This window comes from Xenorhabdus sp. KK7.4, from assembly GCF_963876465.1.
GTDB lineage: Bacteria > Pseudomonadota > Gammaproteobacteria > Enterobacterales > Enterobacteriaceae > Xenorhabdus > Xenorhabdus stockiae.
On sequence record NZ_CAWNQF010000036.1, the window covers coordinates 1 to 567 of the forward strand.

Genomic DNA, 567 nt, shown 5'->3' on the forward strand with positions numbered 1-567 from the left:
GTATTCGGTGGAAGACCTGATGTTGATCACTGACTACCTGACCACCAAGTGGCGGGATGATGGCAAGATGCGGGATTACTTACGCCCGAAGACCCTGTTTGGCCCGGAGAACTGTACGGAATATTTCGACAAGGCGTGTAAGTGGGACAAAGCAGGAAGACCTGCCTGTGTTAACGGGCGCTGGCTAAAAGCCGGCGAAACGGCCATCACCATTGATACCGTAGAGCGTGATGCCACGTTCCGATTGCTGTTTTCAACTGGCTGGACACCGACGAACCGTATTCAGGAATTGGCGCAACAACTGGCACGTAAAGCCGGAATAGGACGGATGAGTGAAGTCCCGGCATTAGCGGCTTGGCGCGGGATTTGGAAACAGGCCGCAGAACAAGCGGCGAAAGAGCAAAATACTGACCAATAGTAAAACGCTTTCTGACCAAAAGCGGAAAAACCCAAAACGAGGCAAGACCCCATGAGCAACGAAAATGATGTCAACAAATTGATCCTTGATCGGCGTGATATTACGGATGATGGCTGCGACCACTCAGCCAGCTTTATCGATAATCTGAA

At 51.1% G+C, this 567-nt stretch carries 1 protein-coding gene; it reads left to right on the forward strand.

What is annotated here, in order from left to right:
• The coding region (locus AACS90_RS05030) for a conserved phage C-terminal domain-containing protein (RefSeq protein WP_241538351.1) at window positions 1-418 on the forward strand (418 nt) is incomplete at its 5' end.
• Window positions 419-567: the final 149 nt, after the last annotated feature.